This window comes from Microvirga aerophila (assembly GCF_003332305.1).
Taxonomy (GTDB): Bacteria; Pseudomonadota; Alphaproteobacteria; order Rhizobiales; family Beijerinckiaceae; genus Microvirga; species Microvirga aerophila.
In genome coordinates, this window is sequence record NZ_QOIO01000031.1 from 24529 (window position 1) to 44077 (window position 19549).

The 19549-nt window shown below is 58.3% G+C and carries 18 protein-coding genes and 1 pseudogene; 6 read left to right on the forward strand and 13 right to left on the reverse strand.

The genetic code is table 11. From position 1 onward, the window contains the following. Nucleotides 1-70 precede the first annotated feature (70 nt). Nucleotides 71-313: a hypothetical protein gene (locus tag DRB19_RS17385; RefSeq protein WP_114187333.1), complete on the forward strand. Its 243-nt coding sequence runs from the start codon at nt 71-73 to the stop codon at nt 311-313. Between the two features lie 1156 nt (nt 314-1469). On the opposite strand, the pseudogene DRB19_RS31185 reads toward DRB19_RS17385, so the two are convergent. Continuing rightward, nucleotides 1470-1684: pseudogene (locus DRB19_RS31185) on the reverse strand (IS3 family transposase); the annotation flags it as partial. Nucleotides 1685-2404: 720 nt separating this feature from the next. Next, nucleotides 2405-3394: an agmatinase gene (speB, locus tag DRB19_RS17390; protein WP_210207493.1), complete on the reverse strand. Its 990-nt coding sequence runs from the start codon at nt 3392-3394 to the stop codon at nt 2405-2407. Between the two features lie 177 nt (nt 3395-3571). Between speB and DRB19_RS17395 the strand changes: the two genes are divergently transcribed. From DRB19_RS17395 to DRB19_RS17410, 4 genes are read left to right on the forward strand one after another with little or no spacing between them, the layout of a single operon-like run. Continuing rightward, entirely contained in the window at nt 3572-4432 is an 861-nt protein-coding gene (locus DRB19_RS17395) for a transporter substrate-binding domain-containing protein (protein ID WP_114187292.1), read from the forward strand. A 31-nt stretch (nt 4433-4463) separates the two neighbouring features. Then, nucleotides 4464-5123 carry an amino acid ABC transporter permease gene (locus DRB19_RS17400; protein ID WP_114187293.1) on the forward strand — a complete coding sequence of 220 codons (660 nt, stop codon included), beginning with the start codon at nt 4464-4466 and terminating at the stop codon, nt 5121-5123. Continuing rightward, on the forward strand, nt 5120-5887 hold the full coding sequence (locus DRB19_RS17405) for an amino acid ABC transporter permease (protein ID WP_162815733.1): 768 nt from the start codon (nt 5120-5122) through the stop codon (nt 5885-5887). The genes DRB19_RS17400 and DRB19_RS17405 overlap by 4 nt, the downstream gene beginning before the upstream one ends. Next, nucleotides 5850-6455, forward strand: a complete 606-nt coding sequence (locus DRB19_RS17410; protein ID WP_114187295.1) for a DUF1989 domain-containing protein — start codon at nt 5850-5852, stop codon at nt 6453-6455. The genes DRB19_RS17405 and DRB19_RS17410 overlap by 38 nt, the downstream gene beginning before the upstream one ends. Before the next feature lie 341 nt (nt 6456-6796). Here DRB19_RS17410 and sugE read toward each other — a convergent pair whose 3' ends face one another. Then, nucleotides 6797-7111, reverse strand: a complete 315-nt coding sequence (gene sugE, locus DRB19_RS17415) for a quaternary ammonium compound efflux SMR transporter SugE (RefSeq protein WP_114187296.1) — start codon at nt 7109-7111, stop codon at nt 6797-6799. A 444-nt stretch (nt 7112-7555) separates the two neighbouring features. Beyond that, the gene (ald, locus tag DRB19_RS17420) at nt 7556-8671 is read right to left on the reverse strand and encodes an alanine dehydrogenase (protein WP_114187335.1); all 1116 of its coding nucleotides are present in this window, start codon (nt 8669-8671) and stop codon (nt 7556-7558) included. A gap of 259 nt (nt 8672-8930) precedes the next feature. On the opposite strand from ald, the gene DRB19_RS17425 reads away from it, so the two are divergent. After that, the gene (locus tag DRB19_RS17425; protein ID WP_114187336.1) at nt 8931-9419 is read left to right on the forward strand and encodes an Lrp/AsnC family transcriptional regulator; all 489 of its coding nucleotides are present in this window, start codon (nt 8931-8933) and stop codon (nt 9417-9419) included. A 115-nt stretch (nt 9420-9534) separates the two neighbouring features. Here the strand turns inward: DRB19_RS17425 and DRB19_RS17430 are convergent, their stop codons facing one another. The 9 genes from DRB19_RS17430 to DRB19_RS17470 all read right to left on the reverse strand — a co-directional run bounded on the left by DRB19_RS17430 (nt 9535) and on the right by DRB19_RS17470 (nt 19536). After that, nucleotides 9535-10527 (reverse strand): quinone oxidoreductase family protein, encoded by a 993-nt coding sequence (locus DRB19_RS17430; RefSeq protein WP_114187297.1) that lies wholly within the window; start codon nt 10525-10527, stop codon nt 9535-9537. A 175-nt stretch (nt 10528-10702) separates the two neighbouring features. After that, on the reverse strand, nt 10703-11551 hold the full coding sequence (locus DRB19_RS17435; RefSeq protein ID WP_338067367.1) for a polysaccharide deacetylase family protein: 849 nt from the start codon (nt 11549-11551) through the stop codon (nt 10703-10705). A gap of 114 nt (nt 11552-11665) precedes the next feature. Next, nucleotides 11666-12670 (reverse strand): agmatinase family protein, encoded by a 1005-nt coding sequence (locus DRB19_RS17440; RefSeq protein ID WP_114187299.1) that lies wholly within the window; start codon nt 12668-12670, stop codon nt 11666-11668. Between the two features lie 108 nt (nt 12671-12778). After that, nucleotides 12779-14014, reverse strand: coding sequence for a M20 family metallo-hydrolase (locus tag DRB19_RS17445; protein WP_162815734.1), 1236 nt, complete (start codon nt 14012-14014; stop codon nt 12779-12781). A gap of 96 nt (nt 14015-14110) precedes the next feature. Beyond that, entirely contained in the window at nt 14111-15055 is a 945-nt protein-coding gene (locus tag DRB19_RS17450) for an ABC transporter permease (RefSeq protein ID WP_114187301.1), read from the reverse strand. 3 nt (nt 15056-15058) lie between these two features. Further along, a complete protein-coding gene (locus tag DRB19_RS17455) occupies nt 15059-16204 on the reverse strand; it encodes an ABC transporter permease (RefSeq protein ID WP_210207494.1) in 1146 nt (381 codons plus the stop codon). After that, a complete protein-coding gene (locus tag DRB19_RS17460) occupies nt 16201-17715 on the reverse strand; it encodes an ABC transporter ATP-binding protein (protein WP_114187302.1) in 1515 nt (504 codons plus the stop codon). The genes DRB19_RS17455 and DRB19_RS17460 overlap by 4 nt, the downstream gene beginning before the upstream one ends. Nucleotides 17716-17784: 69 nt before the next feature. Continuing rightward, nucleotides 17785-18720, reverse strand: coding sequence for a BMP family protein (locus tag DRB19_RS17465; RefSeq protein ID WP_114187303.1), 936 nt, complete (start codon nt 18718-18720; stop codon nt 17785-17787). 42 nt (nt 18721-18762) lie between these two features. Beyond that, complete coding sequence (locus DRB19_RS17470; RefSeq protein ID WP_114187304.1) at nt 18763-19536, reverse strand: creatininase; 774 nt, start codon at nt 19534-19536, stop codon at nt 18763-18765. Nucleotides 19537-19549: the final 13 nt, after the last annotated feature.

Consider the following 19549-nt stretch of genomic DNA (forward strand, 5'->3'; position numbering starts at 1 on the left):
GTCAAGTTTACCGCAACGACCGCACTACCCCATGCGGTTCCCAGGGGGCTTTACCAGGGAGGAGCGAACCATGCTTCACACCATTAGTGTCGCCCTAGTCCTCAGCCTCGCCACAGTTGGGCCAGCCTTCGCGCGCCGCTGTCCGATGGAAATGGCAGCCATCGACAAGGCATTGCAGACCGCTCAACTCTCAAGTTCCGAAAGACGGCAGGTCATGGATTTGCGTCGGAGAGGTGAAGAGGCGCACAAGGCGGGCAACCATCCTGAGTCTGAGAGGCTCCTGGATCAGGCCAAGCGGATACTCAAAATCTAAATGCGAACGGGCTCACATTCGAGTGTGAGCCCGTTTCCCGTCTGGTATTCACCCTGCGAAACTCCGTTTCGACCGCTACCGACATACAGATGGGCGTACTCGCTGCTTCAGCACATTTACATCGGTAATATTCACGTTGCCCGGAGGCCTGTATCTGCACATCGGACCCTATGAAATGCGGTTGCCGGAATTGAACCGGCGGTTAGTTGAGCCTGCCCGATAAGCCGATGGCCTTCGCGCATCTTATTACTTGCAGCCCGCAGTGGGTGCCAGCACCTCATCCTCCCCGCACCCGCGAAAGGCGATTAGGCAATCGCCCTATGGTCCAGCCAACTTGATCTCAGTACCTGCTAAGAGAACTGTTTCTGATCAGCCTCAACACGTAAATGATCCTCAGAAACAGGTCAGCCGGCGTTCAAGAATGGCTGAGGCGGGAGGTTCCGCTCGATCTCTCAGCGAACCGGCCTTTTGTCCTGTCAAGCTGAAACCAGTGAACTGCCTCGATCATTGGCTCTGCGAAGGCCACTCACATCTCCGGCCTGCAGGACTAGGAGGCCTCCTTACGCAATGGCGGGTGAGGAGGCCCTTTCATGACCACGTGCGCCCGTTCAAACGATGGGACCGTCGCTGTCCCAGGGGCCGCTTCCGACAAAAACGAGTACCAGAACCGAAGAACTGCCGGGTGTTCGGCTACGCACGATATTTCGCCGCCTGGATGTTGCGCTCATTCTGTAAGGGGCCTCAGCCGAATTATGCGGCCTGTTGCACAAGCTTTTGCCTGCGAACCTTCAGCCGGGAGAGCATAGCCCGGATATGAGCCCTCACCCGAGCAGCCTGAGCCTCTTTGATCAACGTCGTGTTGTTGCTTGGAGTAATCACTGAAGCCGCCGTTGCTCTGAACCGGCCTTCAACTCTCCTGCAAAGCTTATATTCCACGCCGGCGATGCAAAGCACTCAAAGGCGAGGTCTGATTGGCTTCTCTACGCGGATCAGGTTTCCGGTGATCGGATCGAAAAGGGTCATGGGCAGTGCTCCCCCGTGGGCACAGGGTAAATGCCGTGCAGCCACTTCCGGCTATCATCGTTTATGTTCGTGGTTAGGGAGCTCTTACCAAGAGGTACGCCCGCACACTCAAGCGGATCGAGACGCTACATCCGCGCCCGTCGTGCCGGCGCTGCTCGGCTCCTCCGGCATGGCGCTGGAGCAGCAGGCCATGGGTCTTCATGACCTAGTAGACCCGCTTGTGATTGGGGGAGCCCGGCCCTGCTCCTGCGCTTGGCGTACCAGAAGGGCATGCACCCGCCGGTAGCCGTAGCTCGGCAGGCTGCCGATGATCGCCGCCACCAGATCCTCCCCGGATGCGGCGGGCGGCTAGTAGGCTGGTCGCATGCGAATGGTCTATCATCCCGTAGATACCGTCAAGGCTTGGGATCATTTCCAAAGCAAATGAAAGTGCGCTGCTTAAGAGCACTTTCTCCGTCGTACCCCAACCCGAACCACGATTGACGTACAGCCGCCATGCACCGTGATGTAGCCTTGCTCTCTAAGATCTTTCTCGTTCTGGTCCAGTAACGCAACCCATTGGCGAAGGAACTGGATCATATTGTCTCCGATCATTCGAGTTGGTTCTGACAATGCAAGATCTATACCAACTAACCGCCGAGTGTGCTGGCGATGTGAGGAACTCGAAGGAAATGACGTGATGTGGGCCCAGATGGAGCTGTACACTAAGTCACCGCCTCCGCTGATTGCTACAACGCCTTCTACTGAACTGTGACATCTGATCTGGCGGCACGCCAGCTTCTTCATGAAAAGGCTCGCTGGGCGCCTCCGACATCAGGATCCCGATCGCCTCGGCTGCCCCCGACAGCAACAGCTGTGATACAGCATTAGCGCACCCAGAACCGGCATCCGGGTAATAAGTGTTCCCTGTCTTGCCACGTTCTCCAGCGGCAATCCAGATCTGCTTCGACTGTAATGCTCCAGGTTACCCGACACATCAGCCCCGGTCTGCACGTGGGTATTTCGGGACCCGAACATCAAAGGAGACCTCTAGAACTTCAGCAGTCTGGTCGGCTCGGCCCGGGGGCGCTACCTTGGCGCGCCAGCGCTACCCGGCACCGTGGCTGTACGACTTTTGCTGACCTGCTTCGCAGCCAAGCATGTAAGCTCAAACAGGATTGTAGCGCCAGCCAAAGCCGTGATGCCGCCGATGTCGAATGGGGGTGCGACCTCCACCACGTCAGCTCCGACGATTGTAACGCCATCCAGCAGACGCACCATCTGTTGGGCTTCCCGCGTGGTGAAGCCGCCTATTTCTGGCGTACCCGTGCCTGGCGCCATGCAGGGATCAATGCAGTCGATATCGAACGAGACATAGGTTGGTCCATTGCCGGCAATTTGGCGGGCTTCCGCCATCACGTCCTCAACGCCGCGGCGGACCACCTCCTCCATGTAAACGATACGCATGCCCTGTTCGCGCGCCCAATCGTGCTCCCCCGGATCATAGATTGACCCCCGGATTCCGATCTGCACCACCCTCTTAGGATCGAGCAACCCCTCCTCGACAGCTCTCCGGAACGGAGTTCCGTGCGTAAACGGATTGTTCCCGAAATAGGTATCGTTCGTATCCGAATGAGCATCAAAGTGGATCATCCCGACGGCATTCCGGCAGGCTACAGCTCGTAACACAGGGAGAGTGGTCAGGTGGTCTCCACCTACGCACAGCGGAATACTTCCATGCGCGATGATCTCTGATAATCCATTTTCAATCCGCTTCAGCGCATCATGGAGGTCAATCGGATTGACCGAAACATCGCCGACATCCGCAATCTGTGCGATACTGAACGGTTCAAGTCCTGACACGTGATGCACACGACGCATCAGGGTCGACTGGCTGCGAACCTCGCGCGGTCCATGGCGGGCTCCAGCTCGGTTTGTTGTTCCTCCATCCCACGGGATTCCAACGAGCGCAATATCCAACCCCGCCGCTGACGGGGCGAGTGGCAGACGCATGAAGGTCGTAGATCCAGCAAAGCGCGGTACTGCAGCAGCATCGATAGGTTGGTTGAACTTGTCCATAGAGCAACACCTGTCCAAGGGTCTTTTGCGAGTCTGCTAAGACTATGTACCATGCCCAAAATGATAAAGCTCTACTCTGAAATTTTCTGTCGACACAGTTGTGGTTTTGAGCTGATATCTGTTGCGCAAATAAGCCCACGCCACTGCAGCTGCGTGCGGATAAGGAGAGGGTTGTTGATGTTCAAGTCACTGTTGTTCTCTCGTCTTTGTCTGATCTTTGTTACCGGAGCAGCACTTGCCGCCAGCTCTGCTCCGCCTGCTCGAGCCGATCTGCTGGACGATATCAAGAAGAACGGAAAGATCACGATCGCCACTGAGGCCCGTTTCCCACCTTTCGAGTTCGTCGAGAATGGGAAAATAGTCGGATACGGACGCGACATGCTCGATCTCATCATGGCTCGGATGCCCGGCGTGAAAGTTGAGCAACTCGATTTGCCTTGGCAGGGTATTCTGCCAGGACTTGCCGCAAAGAAATTCGATTTCGTGGTGACCTCGGTTGGAATCACGAAGGAGCGAGCCGACAAGTATGCTCTCACGCTGCCGATCGCAGATGGAACAGTCGGACTTTTGAAACGCAAAAGTGACACCGCAATCGCCAAGCCCGAGGATATTGCTGGTAAGGTCGTGGGTACACAGGCCGGCTCGAGCCACCTGAAGACTCTCCAGGATTACGATGCCAAACTCAAGCGCGAGACCGGCAAGGGTGTGGGTCAGATCAAGGAGTACATCGACTTCAATGAGGCCTTCGCGGACCTTGGAGCTGGCCGCATTCAAGCTGTGGCACACTCAATTTCCAACCTCGGGCCGCTTATTAAGCAGCGTGGGGACACGTTTGCTGTTGTGGAGCCGCCGTTCGGTCCCAGAAACTATTTTTCCTGGGCCGGGCGCAAAGAGCCTGACAGCGCGACGTTGGTGCAGTTCTTCAACGAGGGGATCGCCGAGTTGAACCGCTCGGGAAAAATGAAGGAACTCCAGCAAAAGTGGTTTGGCTTCGCGATGGACGTGCCGGCTGACAAGGTTCCTGACCCTGTGATGTAGCCGCGCACTTGCTGGATGGGAGCTTGGGCCTATGTTCGACTTTGTAACCGCGTTGAGTTACGTGGACCAGCTCGCAACTGGTGCGGTTACAACCTTTACCCTCTCGCTAGCCGCAATCGTTGTGGGATGCCCGCTTGGGTTTGCACTCTACTCCGCGAAGCGGTCCGGAGGACTGCTCGCACGCTTCGCGGCAACCTACATCAGCTTTTTTCGTGGCACACCGCTCCTCGTCCAGCTGCTGATCCTTTTCTATGTGCCACCCGCACTTGGTCTCCCTGTATCGTCTTTAGTCGCAGCTTTTCTTGGGCTCACGCTCAACACAGCGGCGTTCCAAGCAGAGATTTACCGCGCTGGGTACCAATCGCTTCCCAAGGGACAAGCTGAGGCCGCAAGCGCGCTGGGATTGTCTCGCTGGCAAATCCATCGGCTGGTTCTGCTTCCACAGGTGCTGCGGCTCACACTGCCCGCCCTCACAAATGAGGCTGTAGACATCCTGAAAAACTCGGCGCTTGTTTCAGTCATCGCTGTGACAGACCTTTTGCGGGTTGGTCAGCAAGTAACCGCCGTTACCTACCGTCCGTTAGAGGTTTATATTGCCGTAGCTGCACTTTACCTGATCCTCACGAGCCTCATCGGGTTGGCAGGGCGATTTGCCGAGTCGCGGTTCAAGATGCAGGACGCGCACCGGTGAGCTTTGATCTTGCGTTGCTAAGCACCTTTGCACCACGTTTGCTGACCGGTCTCGGATGGACCGCCTCGATTACCCTTGTATCCGTCATAGCAGGCGCTTTTTGGGGGCTCGCTTTGGCTTTAGCTAGGCGTCAATGGCGGGGTCTGGACTTGGCAGTCGCCATATATGTTGCTATATTCCGCGGGACACCCCTCCTGATTCAACTGTTCTTGCTTTATTACGGCGGTCCGTCGCTGGGTTTGACGCTCGACTCCACTACAACAGGTCTTGTCGGACTCACGCTGTACGGCGGGGCATACTTCTCCGAGATTTTCCGGGCTGGATTTACAGCTGTCCCAGCCGGACAAGAAGAAGCCGCTCGGTCCCTAGGTCTCGGGCGATGGCTAACGTTCCGTCTGATCCAACTTCCCCAGTTGCTCGCAGCGGTCATTCCGCCGATCACCAATCAGTCCATCATTCTTCTGAAGGAATCGGCGGTACTTTCAGTCATTACGGTACCCGAGTTGACGTTCGAGACAACCCGGATGGTGACCGAGACATTCTCAGTACTGGAACCTTATCTTGCTATTGCTCTACTTTACTGGGCGGCTGCCACTGTTGTGAGCCATGCGGGCCGACATGCCGAAGCCGCTCTCACACGTCATATGTCGCCACCCGCCTCAGGTCTGATCAGTCACGACACACCTGAAGCGATTTCCAATCCAGCCGCAAACAAGGACGAGCCCCATGTCAGATCAAGAGCTGAGCACCATACCTGCTCGTAAGGGTAGCGCCGCCCACGTGAAGAAGGGCCAATTGATACGCGTCATCAATACCCACGGCGAACAGGTAGTCGATACATGGGCCTTCGCTGCTGGTGATCTGAATGAGTTCATGTCAATGGAACATAGCCGCGCCCATATCCTGAAGATTATCCCGCAGGTAGGCGATACGATGCTCACAAACAAGCGCCGACCTGTTCTCACTTTTGTCGAGGACACGGCGGGGGCTGTTCATGATACGCTGATGGCTGCTTGCGACAGATATCGTTATGAGCTACTCGGCTGCGCCGAGTATCACGACAATTGTACCGATAACCTGCACGAGGCTCTGCACCAACTCGGCCTCCATGCCCCCGAAACCCCAAGTCCGCTGAATTTGTTCATGAACGTCCCTGTTCAACAGAATGGTCGGCTCACATTCGACCCGCCTGTATCGTCCAAGGGCAGTTCCGTGACGCTGCGCGCCGAAATGGATCTCGTCATTGCATTTTCCGCCTGCCCACAGGATATTATCCCGGTCAATGGCAAAAACTTGAAGCCGACTGAAGCGCACTTTCAAATCCTGAGCTGATCCTTTGGCGATTCGAGCCGAGCGCGCCGTACCGGCGCGTTTGGCCCGAACCCTCTGCTGTCGTTGTTCAGGTTAAATGGGTGCAATCCTGAGGCAAGGCACCAGCAAGAAGGATACTGCAGCGCATTTGCCGGTCCTGTGAGGCCACCTGTCGCCAGGCGCAAGGGTGCGATGCGCCAACTGCCGCGATAGGTATTCACGCTACCTGCAAGTTCTCGACCTAGGTCTTGATGCAGCCGGAACGGGCTGAGCCACGGCAGGTGTCGCTCCGCCGCCGGCAGGAGGATCCAACCCTTCGGGAATTGGCCATGGTCCCAACAGGCTTCTACACTGCAAATTGATCAGCCAAGCACCTTCAGGCCGACGATCCCGCCCACGATCAGCGCAATACTTGCCATCTGCACAAGGTTCAGCGTCTCACCCAAGACGTATACGCCGAGCAATGCTGTTCCCACGGCGCCAATGCCCGTCCACACGGCATACGCCGTTCCAATCGGAAGTCTTCTCACAGCAAGCGCAAGAAGTACCATACTAGCAACAAAGCTTACGATTGCGATGCTTGCCGGGACCGGTCGCGAAAACCCGTCTGAATATTTCAACGCCACAGCCCAGCAGATCTCAAGTGCTCCAGCGATCGTCAAGAGGATCCATGCCATAGTCGAAATCCAGGTGAGCGACAGGGCGAACCCACCGCGATAATGAACCTTACGGGCCGAACCCGCACGGCCAAAGGATAGCTGTCGTGCATCGAAACTTCCAGAGCATCGGCGAGCATCTGGCAGTTGTACCCCCACAGCTGAGATTGCCCAAGCCCCCTTTGCTTCGCTGAATTTCCGTGAGAACGGAGTGGTCTACCCTCCCTGCAAACCAGAAACGAAAGGGTGCCAGCAAAGCTGGTCATAACATCAACGCCGCAGTCCGGCGGGACGCATACTCTGCCGCCGTATTCTTCGGTCCGATCGAACCATCCCGCACTCTGGCTGGGAACGAGCCGATCCGCACTGTCCCAAGAGCACTCGGCAGCACAACCAGTTCCTGAGATATGCTGAATCGTTTTGGAGGTGGAGTTCGCTTGGACGATGGCTGAGCGGCCCAAAGGGTCAGGCGGCGAGAGCGTCCTCCGGTGGAACGAACGTAAAACCCAGGCTGTCTGCAACCGCCTTATACGTTACACGCCCTCTATGAATGTTAAGCCCTGAGCGCAGATAAGGGTTGTCCAAAACGGCTGCTAACCCATCGGCTGCGATAGCTAGACCAAAGGGAAGGGTCGCGTTGTTGAGGGCGTAGCTCGACGTCAATGGAACCGCGCCGGGCATATTTGCAACGCAGTAGTGTATGATGCCTTCGACCTCATAGGTCGGATCCGCATGCGTTGTTGGGCGCGATGTCTCAAAGCAGCCTCCTTGATCAATAGCGACGTCAACAATAACTGCGCCCGGCCTCATTCGCTTCAACATCTCCCGTGTGACAAGCTTTGGCGCGCTTGCTCCTGGGACCAGAACCGCTCCGATAACCGCGTCAGCGGCAAACACCTCCTGCTCCATGGCTTCAATTGTCGAAAACCTTGTGCGGATCCGACCATGGAACAGCTCGTCCAACTCCCTCAGCCGTGGGATGTAACGATCCAGAACTGTCACTTCTGCCCCTAAGCCGGAAGCCATGCGGGCGGCATGGGTTCCTACGACCCCGCCGCCGATCACCACCACTCGCGCGGGCTGAACGCCTGGAACCCCGCCAAGAAGGATCCCGCGACCGCCTGCGGAGCGTTTGAGTGCGTTGGCAGCAGCTTCAATCGACAGTCGCCCAGCCACCTCGCTCATAGGTGCGAGTAATGGTAAGCCCCCGTTTGGGTCAGTCACCGTCTCGTAAGCGATCGCCGTACACCCAGAACCCAGGAGGCCCTTGGTAAGCTCAGGGTCCGGCGCCAGGTGAAGATAGGTAAAAAGAATCTGGTCCTCGCGCAGTTGCACCCACTCGGACGGTTGAGGCTCTTTGACCTTCACGATCATCTCGGCGTGCCGGAAGACCTCGGCGGCCGTGTCCACCACAACGGCGCCTGCTTGGCGGTACGCTCCGTCATCCGCACCGATTCCAGCTCCAGCGTTGGTTTCGACAAGGACACTGTGACCCGCTGCGACATACTCGCGAACGGCTCCCGGCGTGAGACCGACGCGGTATTCATGCACTTTAATTTCTTTGGGAACTCCAATCCGCATCGACCCCTCCAGCATCCTCAACATCAAAATAGCACGTGCTTCTGTCAGGTTCTTGCCGAACCTCGGGCCTATAATGAGATAATCCGTCGTTATCGGGCGCAATCTGTGTTACAGACGCCGGATTGCTGCGTGTTGGCAGGCTGCGTCTACTCGCGAATACAATGAGGCGCTCTGCCAGCGAGGCATGCGCAACTGATCTTGATCGGGCGGCCTCCCTAGTCCCGCGATGGTCAGTGGGAAGGATTGGGCCGACGCCACCATGCAGTTCGACAAACTTGATTTCATGCTCCTTGCGGAGCTCTGCACGAATGCCCGTCGCTCACACGTTGAGCTATCCGAGCGGGTTGGCCTCTCCACGACAGCTTGCGCCCGACGCCTCAAAAGCCTCGAGGACTCGGTGATCGCAGGGTATCATGCCTCGCTTGACCTCAAACAGCTAGGTTTGGGCACGACAGTCGTGGTTCGGATATCTCTGGAAAGTCAAAGCGAAGAAGCACTGGAGGCATTCGAGAAAGCCGTCATTGAGTCGCCATCGGTGGTTCGATGTTTTCTCATGTCCGGAAGCGATGATTATCTTGTTACCGTGATCGCGCGAGACATCGAGGATTTCGAGCGTATTCATAAAACGCAGCTGTCCCGACTGCCGAAGGTTTCGCGGATTCAGTCGAGCTTTGCTCTGCGGGAGGTGGTAAACCGCATCGCGCCTCCTGCGGCGTTCCAGCAATGGCGCGCCCCCCGAAGACCATAACATCGTTGGGTACTGGGGACTGAAGCGCAAGGTTGCCCCGGCTTTAATCAGACGCAGCGCAACCCACCGAAGAGCGGTCGTCCTCCAGGGGCAGCCGCTCAGGATTATGGACAGCTCACTGCTTGTTGCCAACTTTGATCAGCACCTTACCTGACGCCCCGCGGTCTTCGAGATAGGCTTGAGCATCTCGAATATCTTCAAGCAAGAATTCACGCGCGATCGGCATCTGCAACTGTCCCTGCTCGATGATGGCGACGATTTCTTGCACGGCGGACTGCCAGCGCAGGGAGCCGGGCTCAGCATGAATCAGCTCGAATCCCGAGAGCGACGTTGAGCGCTCGTAGAGCTTCTTGCGGATCGGGAAATCCGGCTCGCCGGCTGCCTCGCCAATGTTGATCACCCGGCCGAACGGCCGGAGAGCGTCAAAGCTACGCGGCAGGATATCAGCACCGAGCGAGTCGATCACGAGGTCCGCGCCGCGGCCGTCAGTCTCTTCCATGACCGCCGCGACGAAATCTTCCGTGTCGCGCGTGATCACCCGATGGGCGCCATACTCGAGCGGCCGCTGCGCCTTGGCCTTGGTCCCGACGGTGCCGATGATATGGGCCCCCGCCTGCCGCGCCAGCTGAGTCAATGCCAAGCCGACAGCGCCGCCGATGGCGTGGATCAGAATGGCCTCGCCTTGGCGGATCTGATGAGCTGTGTGCAGCAAATGGAAAGCCGTCAGCGAGGCGACGGGAAAGGCGGCAGCGGCCCGGATGTCCATCGACGGAGGTAAGGGGATGATGAACTCGTGAGGAATGGCGACCTTGTCGGCGAAGCCGCGCAGCATGTCACGCCCTGTGAGCGCAGCCACCGGCTGGCCGACTTCCAGGGCCTCCACGCCGGGACCGCGGCGTCGGACATACCCTGAAACCTCTCCCCCAAGTATGGTCGGGTAGACGACTGGATCAGGATAAATTCCTTGCCGCTTCTGGATATCCCCCCAATTACACGCCCCATAGGCAACATCAACCAGCACTTCGCCTGCGCGCAGGTTCGGTTCGGGCAGATCTTGTATCTTCAGCTGGTCGAGATCCCCCGGTCTATCAACAACTACGGCACGCATCGTTTATACTCGCTCCAAATTTGATCCTGTCCTGACCAAACAGGCGGCTAGGCCTCGAAGGGCGAGACCTGAGGCAGCCGCCGTTCGAGTGGGTTCGGGCCGTGGCTTACTTTGCCGTGCCCGAACATAGACTCAGCCCGTCAGGCAGCCTGGTTGAGGTCGCTGCGACTGACCATTACGCGGGCCGCACCTTCGCCTGATGCAGCGGCACCCGCGCATCATAGAATGGCACCTGATCCACTCTTGGCTTGTAAGTTCCTGCGCGTTCGCAGTTCAAGACATGGTTGGCAATCTCTTCCAGCGTCGCGAACCACACATCGCCCCGGCTGCGCCACTCCATCAGCATTTTCTCAATGTGGTGCCAGCGGGTTAGGCGCCCTGTCAGGAAAGGGTGCCACACACCGATCCACAGGCCGCCGTGCGCGTAATGAGCTTCAAACTCATCGTTGTAATTGTCGATGGCTTCGCGGGGGGCCTTTACGGGGACGGCATAGTCGAGATCAGGCGTGTGGGCGTACTGGGGATAGTCGTCGGATCCCCAGTGGGCTGGAAGCTCGACCAGACTTCCTTTCGGCGTAGACAGGAGGTACGGTACGTCGTCACCCATTAACGAGGCATCGTACAGGAACCCCTCGTCCACCAAGAGTTCGGCCGAATGTTTGGAGAAGGAGTACATCGGCGCGCGCCAGCCACGCGGCCGAGCTCCGCTGATCCGCTCAAGCACCTCCGTGCTGCGTTGGAGCCAATACAATTCCTCCTCTCGCGGCTTGTCGTACGACATCTCATGAATGTAGCTGTGCAATGCAACCTCGTGTCCCGCGGCCACCATCTGCTCAATGGCGCCGGGATAGGTTTCGGCACACCAAGCCGGGATGAAAAAGGTTTGCTTGATCTCGAGCCGCCGGTACGTCTCGAGAATACGCGGCACGCCCACCTGTGGTCCGTACCGCAGCATGGAGGTTGTCGAGACCATATCGGGCGCGCGGTCGGGATGGGCGATATGCACAAGGCTGTCTGCGTCCATGTCGAAGGTGATAGCAACGGCACAGCGGGCCCCGTTAGGCCACGGCACTGGATTGTTAATCATATCTTGTTCCTGGTTGAGTGGTGATGAAAGGGGCTCGTCAGCCCCGCATTACTAGCGCGCCGGTTGCGCGTGAGCGGTACGCCAAGCGTCTTGACGACCTGCCCGGACGGCAGCAAGGCAACAGAGAGCTTCGGCCATAATGCGGGCTGCTAATACGCTCGTTGTCCCGCTCCTGGTGTCAAAGTCCGGCGACACTTCAACGATATCGAAGCCAACGAAACCGTTGCGGCCTGCGACGCGCACCCCGCGGATGATCTCGCGAGAGGTCAAACCACCCGGCTCGAGACTGTTTGTGCCGGGTGCGTAAGCGGGATCGATACTGTCGATGTCGACGCTGACATATAACTTTGCACTATCGGCGGTGGCGATGGCTCGTGCCTTTTCCGTGATGGCCTCAATGCCTTCCTGCTCAATCTGCTCCATGGGGAACACTGACATGCCGAGCTCCCGGTAGAGAGGGGTCCATTCCGGGAGGTTGCGAGGGCCCCGGGCCCCGATGATCGCAACGCGCCTGGGATCGACGTGCTCAAGCTCGCAAATCCTCAGGATGGGAGACGCTCGGGTGAGGCGATCGCCGTTCAATGACTCGCTCAGATCCAAGTGAGTGTCGAACACGATCATCCCGAGGGGAGACGCGTGGTGCCGAGATACCGCGGCAACGGCCGGGTAGGTAATGCCGTGATCGCCACCAAGGCTGAAGGGGATCACCCCCCGTGCCAGCATCGCTTGAAGTTTCTGTTCGAAGCGCTCGTAGCTGCGAGCATTGTCCCCGGGAACGACATCGATGTCCCCGACATCAGCCACCTTGATGTGCTGGAACACGTCCAGATCCCAATCGAAATTATGTCCGCCGAACAGCAGGGAATACTTGCGGATTTCTTGCGGACCTCGCCGAGTCGCGCCGCCTCGGAAGGTTGCAATCCCGTCGTAGGGCATTCCAATCACCGCTGCATCGGCGGTCAGTGTCGCGACATCCGGGACATAGTCGACCGCCATAAAGGGTGGCACGTCGCTGTAAATTTTTGGAACGTCGGCTGGCTGAAGCGCTTCACTCATGTTTCTCCCCTTAGAGGTGACGGTTTGCTAATTGGCCATGTTACCGGGACGCATGCGATCATGCTCACGTGGAGGCAGCTCGTGCTTCACCCGAAGCATGGTGCCGGGTCACCTCACAGCTTCCAGCTGAATTTCCTGAGCTAGTAATTCAGCGGCAGTCGCGGATAGAACCGCTAGGCCAGCCGTGAGGGCCTCATCGGTGCTATGCTCTTCAGGAGTATGACTGCGCCCGCCGAGGCTCGGGATGAACAGCATAGCAGTCGACACATGCGGCGCCATGGTCATGGCATCGTGCCCAGCTCCGCTGACCATGGGTTTGGGCCGGAAGCCGAGAGCGGTGGCTGCGCGCGCCATTACCTCGGTGACCCGTGCACTCATCGCGACGGGCGCGACATCGCCGGCTGGTAGGATTTCGACATCGGCGCGCGTGGCTTGTGCCGCAGCCTGGGCAAGGATCGGAATTTGTCTTTGCATCAGGCGGATGCTGTCACTGGAGGAGCTTCTGAACTCGACCAGGATCTCTGCCCGTTCGGCAACGACATTGAAAGCGCCCGGCTCCGCACGTATACCGCCGAGATTCCACACAGATCCGCTTTCCGCGGCCTCGCTGCAAAATCTGTGAAACTCTTCAGCAAAGAGATACGCTCCGCGCGCCGCGTCGCGACGCAACGCCATAGGCGTTGTTCCGGCATGGTCTGCCTGACCGCGAAACCGAACTCGAGCACGGGCGATTCCGACAATGTCGGAGACAATCCCAATCTCAAGGCCTTCGTGCTCGAGGATAGGTCCCTGCTCGATGTGCAGCTCGAGGTAGGCCACATGCCGGGACGGATCGAGGCGAAGGACCGTGTCGCCCGAAAGGCCAATCTGCGCGCGCGCGTCCGCTAACGCGGTGCCGCTCTCATCAACGAGCCCCAGTGCCGACTGCGGTGACAGATGACCACAGAACAACTGGCTGCCCAACAAGGGGCAAAACCGCCCCTCCTCATCGCTGAACGAGATCACGGCGACGCCGGTCTCGCGCCCCGGCGGCATCACCCGCGCGACCTCAAGACCAGCCATCACCCCGAGTGCTCCATCCAGCCAGCCTCCATTGGGGACAGTATCGGTGTGGGATCCGATAAGCACATATCTCTCGCAGCCGGGCGTGTAACCGATCAAATTGCCGAAGCTGTCGAGGCTTGTTTCAAGTCCAGCCTCCTCCATCCGTGCCTTCACCCAAAGACGAGCCTCAAGGTCCTGCTCAGAGAATGCTCGACGGTACAGGCCTTGGCCTTTCCGGCCGATTGTGGCCAGAGTGCGCAAATCGGCGATGAGCCGCTCGGCGGACGGGTTCGACGGCATGCACCACTCCCTCATTCAACAGTGCTTATTTTGGTTGGACTCGTCACATCGTTGGCCGCGGCCCGGCGCCGGCCGCCAGTGACCAACGTCGGACGGTTATCGCATTTCGCGATCATAGGGACGGCCGACGGCGGCGGGGGGATGAGCCTGCCCCATCAGGCCAACCAAGGCCAAGATTGAGACACCGTACGGGAGTGCTGCGAAGACCTGAAACGGGATTTCAGGGTGATTGAACTGCAGGCGGAGCTGGAAAGCGTCGAAAAACCCGAACAACAAGCACGCGAGGAATGCAAGCTGAGGCTGCCATCGGCCCAGGACAATCGCCGCAAGAGCAATAAACCCCTTACCGGCGCTCATGTTGTCGGAGAACAGGAACACCTGCGTCAGAACCAGGTAGGCTCCCCCCAAGCTCGCGAGGGTCGATCCAGCGATAACACATGCGTAGCGGAGCCTAAACACCGGCACTCCGGCAGAGTCGGCCGCCGACGGGTTCTCGCCGATGGCGCGGATTGACAGGCCTATGCGGGTCTTGAACAGGACCAGATAGACGGCCACGACAGTCAGAAGGGCGACATAAACCAGTGCGTCCTGCGAAAAAAGAACGGGCCCGAGCACCGGGATATCCGAGAGGTACGGGATTGCCACAGGACCAAAGCCCTGGAGTTTGAGGCTGTTCCCACTCCCCGGAAAGAGAACCCGAGACATGAAGGAGGTAAAGCCTGTCGAAAACAGAATGACCGCAATGCCGATGACAATCTGGTTAACCCGCAACGTAATGCCGAGAACCGCCAGAAGCAGTCCGGATAGCGCCCCAAACAATAGTGCGAAACCCAAGCCTCCCGTCGGTGTGCCGAGAAAGTAGGCGCCAACGGCGGCGCCAAAGGCGCCGAACAGAATCTGGCCTTCGAGCGCAATGTTAAACACGCCTGACCGCTCGCAGACCAGTCCCCCCATTGCCGCGAAGATCAAAGGGATGGAAAGGCGCAAGCCCGTGCTGAGGAAGTCGGTGAGCTGTGCTGGATCCAGCAGGAAGTCAAACATCGCCTACTCTCCTTGCGTCGGCTTCTGCCACGCTGCAACACGCCGCGACCAGCGCTCAGGGTGGTACCGGAACGCAAGCCCGATTGCGACGAACAAGACGATCATGCCCTGAAGCGCCTCCACCATGGTTGTGTCGATGCCGGTTGTGCGCTGCATTGCACCCGCCCCCACCTGCAATCCCGCCAGAAAGAAGGCCGCCACGATGGACCCCAGCGGGCTCAGGGCCGCAAGGAACGCAACAATAATCCCTTGCATGCCGTAGCCGGGGCTAAAGTGGTCGAAGAGCCTGTACTTCAAACCTAAGACCTCGAAGGCTCCGGCAAGACCCGCCATGGCTCCGCCGAGTGCAAAGCTCGACAAGGTGAGACGCTTGACGTCGAGACCAGCATACACAGCTGCATGCGGATTGTGACCAACAGTCTGAATGGACAGTCCCAGTGTTGTCTGACGGAAGATCACCGCAATCACAAGTGCAGCCGCAACAGCAATGAGCACGCCGATATGGGCTTCGGTTTCGGACAGGAACGTTGGCAGGACCAACGCATCGGGAATTTCGCGCGAGTACGGATATGGCGCACCAGGTTCCATGAGCCAAGCGTGGAGAACGGCTCCGACCGTGTACACGGCAACATAGCTCAGCAACAAAGAGGTGATAATTTCGTTTGTGCCGCGATAAGCTTTCAGGGCGGCTGGGATCAGGCCCCATAGCGCTCCACCCAGGGCACCCGCACCAATACAGGCGATGACATGGATCCAGCTCGGGAGCACCTCTGGCAGATAAAGAGCCACCAAGGTCGACAGCAGGGCGCCGATGTAGATCTGCCCCTCGGCTCCGATGTTGAAGAGGCCAGCGCGCAGGGGAATGATCACCGCTAGGCTCGCCAGAAGCAGGGGGGACATGCGCACGAGGGTACTGCTGATGCCGTAGTAATCGGCGAATGCCCCTTCGAAAAGCGCGCTGTACGCCGCAACCGGTCTTCCACCCGCGAGTTGGACCAGGAAGGCTCCCAGAATAAGGGCCGCAAGCACCGCCCACACGGTCTTGAGCATGAAGGCGAATTTGATCAGGCTCTGCGCCACCCGCCCCGCCCGGGGCTCGGCACCACTTGGGGTTTGCGCTTTCACGGATGGCTGTCCGACGACGCTCATGCGGCCTTACCTGTCATCAAGAGACCCAGTCTTTCGGGTGTCGCCTCCGACACCGGAAGCTCCCCAACGATCCGTCCATTGAAGATCACAGCGAGGCGGTCCGCGACCATGAGGAGTTCTTCCAGTTCCGTCGAGATATACAGAATGCCGGTTCCCCGGTCGCGTTGCGCGAGAAGAGTTCGTTGAACAAAGTCAATCGCGCCGACATCAAGGCCTTTTGTCGGCTGGGAGACAATGAGCAGCTCCGGCTCGTCCTCCATCTCCCGGGCGAGGATGATCTTTTGCTGGTTTCCGCCGGACAGGTCGCGCGCGCGCTGACCGACTCCGCGCATCCGGACGTCGTAGCGCTCGGCAAGTTGCTTGGCGTGAGTCTTGATTTTCGCGAAATCTACCCAGCCATGGCGAGAAAAAGGTGGGAGCCGAAAGCTGCGGAGGACCATGTTGAAGGCGATGTCGCTGTCCAGATCGAGACCGACCTTTTGGCGATCCTCCGGCACAAACCCCATGCGCAGCCTGCGCTTGCGCTCCGCGGGATTCAGCCGGTCTGCAACTTGCCCGCAGATTTTCACCGTGCCCGCCGACGCTTTGCGGAGGCCGGCAATGGTTTCGGCCAGCTCTCTCTGACCATTTCCGTCAACCCCCGCGATGCCAACGATTTCCCCGGCCTTAACGGTGAGCGACAGCCCATTGAGCGCTGAAAGTCCACGTTCGTCGGTGGCGACAAGGTCTGCCACCTCAAGAACAGGGGACCCAATCCGAGGCGGCGTGCGCGTGACATCGAAGATGACGTCGCGCCCGACCATCAGTCGAGCCAGCTCGCGCGAGTTCGTTTCCGACGCTTCGATGTTGGCGACAACCCGCCCCAGACGCATGACGGTCACACGGTCCGCCATTTCCATCACTTCGTCGAGCTTGTGAGTGATGAGCACAATCGTGCGGCCACTTGATCGAAGCCTGCTCAGCAGGTTGAAGAACGGCTTGATCTCGCTCGGCGTCAGGACGCTTGTGGGCTCGTCGAGGATCAGGAGATCGGCCTGCCGATAGAGCAGCTTCAGGATTTCCACACGCTGCTGCATCCCGATGGGCAGGCTCCACATCGGCTGGTCCGGGTCAATATCGAAGCCAAGCTCTTGGGCAAGGTCGATGATTCTTTTGCGATCCTGAGCAAGATTGAGAACCGGTCGCCCGGGCAGCCCGAGCACCACATTCTCGGTCACTGTCATGGTGTCAACCTGTTTAAAGTGCTGGTGAACCATACCGATCCCGAGTGCCATGGCTTGGCGCGGGTTCGATATCTTGACTTCGCGGCCCCGAGAGAGAATGCGTCCCGCATCGGGCTGATACAAACCGTAGATGATATTCATCAAGGTCGATTTACCGGCACCATTCTCTCCGAGAATGGCGTGAATTGACCCTTCAGCAACATGGATGCTGACGTCGTCATTTGCTCGAAAGCCGCCGAATGTCTTGACGATGCCTTCAAGCGAGATTCGACTGGGAACAGCCTGCATGGCGGTCTCTACGTTGATCCATTGTGGGCGATTTCCCCGCCAGTGGATTGGCGAGGAAATCGTCTTAAATCAGCCCTTGGCTGGATTGAGCTTTCCCGACTTGATATCCTCGATTGCCTTTTGCACCTCTTGGCGCACAGCTTCCGGCACGGCGGAATTGAAGGGGCCGAGTTGATCGGTCGAGGTGAGGCCGATGCGGTAATCCTTAGCCTCAAGCTGACCCTTCTGGAAAAGACCAATCGCGTCAACGAGCGCGCGAGCAAAATCCAGGCGAGCCGTGGTCAGATTATTGTCAGACTCGTGAAGAATGCCCACGGTATGAGCATTACGCTCTTGTGCCGCCTGCACAACGCCAACCCAGCCTGCATCGAGATAGGGCATGAAGACGTCTGCCCCCTTGGAGATCAGGTTCAGCGTCGCCTCTTTGGCCTTCGCCACATCAGCCCAGTCGTTCGTGTACGCCACCAGGACGTCGCCGTCTGGCTTGGCCGCTTTCAGCCCTGCCTTGAAGCCATCAACGGCTGTCGTAAAAGCTGCGAATTGTTGGGCAGAGATCGCCGCGGCCGTTCCGGTTTTCGTAACGCGCCCGGCCACGAGCCCAAGCACATAACCGAATTCCTCATTCTTGAAATTGACGGTTGCCACTCCCTGGGTGGGAGCGCCATTCAGAACAACGACGCGCACCTTGGGAAAACGGGTTGCAACCCGTTTGGCAGCATCGGTGTACTCACCGCCAGCGCCGACCACAATTTGGTAGCCACGCCGGGCATAGTCGGACATGACTTCAACCTGCTCGGCCTGCGACACATTCTCGGTGAATGCGACCTCCGCACCCAGCGTCTCTCGCGCCTTTACCAGACCGTCGTGCACATTTTGGTTGAACGCCTTGTCGGTGATCACGCCGGGCAGGGCCACGGCGACTTTCACCGCTTGTGCGGCGGCAGGAAACGCGGCAAACCCACTCAAGGCAGCAATGGCCGCCAGCTTGACGATATGTTTGATCATCTTTCCCTCTTGTTTGACTTTGTAGATTACGACAGGTGATCATCATCGAAACTCTTGTCGTAGGCAACTTGTGACGAGAGCCACAAATTCTTCGACAAGCAGTTCTCCGATCTCACGGGTTGCCGCCTTGCCAGAGGAGAGGCATCCCGATTGCGGGACCCAGTCTGGGTTGACCGGGTAAACATCGTAGGGAGGAAAAGCCGGCAGCGGTTCATCGACGACTTTCGTCATGTTCACGAGATCTGGATAGCAATAGAGCATCATGGATGTTTCAAGAATTCCACCATGCTCGAGATCAAGCCCCGGATAGCCGATTCCCTTGTAGACTATCTCGAGTGTCTCAGGCTTGATCCGCTCGGCATAAAGCATTTTGACAATGCGAACATCTCGTCCCGACACCCGAAGCTCCTCCTGAGCGCGATAGCAGGCCTCGTCGAGGAAAAATCTGTTCTCGAAATGACTGTCGATCACGGCTATCTTGCGCGCACCGTGGCGAGCGATTTCCATGAGAACATCACGCACCAGGGCGATCAGGGTTTCCGCACACAGGTTTGTTGTTCCGCAACGATGCGGACCACCGCCGGTCCGCACTTGAGATCGGGCGCCATAGGCGATGGGTGCCGCCACAACCCCGCCGATATTCTCCGCAGCACGGCAAGCCATATAGGTGGCCATCATCCAGTCTGTGCCCAATGGCAGATGATAGCCATGCTGCTCGACCGCACCAACCGGGACGATAACCACCGCATCCTCCTCTGTGATGCGGCGGCAGTATTCTTCCCAGGAAAGGTCCGACATCATCACGCTCGACGGCATGTTCCCTCCTGTT